This window comes from Borrelia persica No12 (assembly GCF_000500045.1).
In the GTDB taxonomy this organism is placed as follows: Bacteria; Spirochaetota; Spirochaetia; order Borreliales; family Borreliaceae; genus Borrelia; species Borrelia persica.
Map to the genome: position 1 here is coordinate 1 of NZ_AYOT01000208.1, position 815 is coordinate 815.

At 31.3% G+C, this 815-nt stretch carries 2 protein-coding genes; both read left to right on the forward strand.

Translation table 11 applies throughout. The features are described from left to right. On the forward strand, nt 1–642 hold a 642-nt coding region (locus U881_RS0107380), incomplete at its 5' end, for a DUF693 family protein (protein WP_024653818.1). Beyond that, on the forward strand, nt 643–815 hold a 173-nt coding region (locus tag U881_RS12355), incomplete at its 3' end, for a DUF777 family protein (protein WP_152520709.1).

Sequence of the window (815 nt, forward strand, 5' to 3'; positions counted from 1 at the left end):
GATTTTAGTGTTGATCTTGAAATACATTTAGCAACAAAAAGCAATTATTTCAATCGCGAGCTTGATCCAAATCAATTTTACGGTATGACCGTTGAAGAAGCAATTAAATCGGCTTTCCCAAATAGAAACATAATTAATATGAGTTATGAGGATAGAACAAAAATCATAACTGAAAGTTTCTGCGCAAATACACCTCGTGAATTCCTTGAAAAAATTACTAAAAAGTATGTTCAAAGTGTCAGAACAGACATTATACCTAAAGATCATAAACAACTTCTCCAAGAAGCAAATAGGGGTCAAACTCATGTTGATTGTAACTATATTTTTACAAATGCTACACCTCCAAGTTCAGACATAGATTATTTGCCACTTGAAGATTTTGGTTTACAATTTATTCCGCAACAAGAAATTGCTATTGGCAGTAATATGACTATAAGATTTATATATTGGAACGCCACAGTTATGTACACACATAAACTTAAAGTTGGGGACAGAGTATCTTTCATTGACGGCCTTGGAAAAACGATTAAGAATACAATTTTAGAGACTAGTGCCACTTTAAGTAATACTGGAGAATGTTCTCTTATGCTTAAGCTTTATGATGATTCAAACTATTTAGATATTAAAGGAAAGACAAAATAAATGAACGTTAATTATCAAATTTATAGAATGAATGCTAAAATGCAAGGCTCTGCTTTAACTCAAGAAGAGATAAAACAATGGATATACTCTAATGTCTTTATTTCTAAAATGGGTATTGTTAAGTCTTTTAATCACGAATCTCAAGATGGGATTGTAACAATCCCAGAGTACAA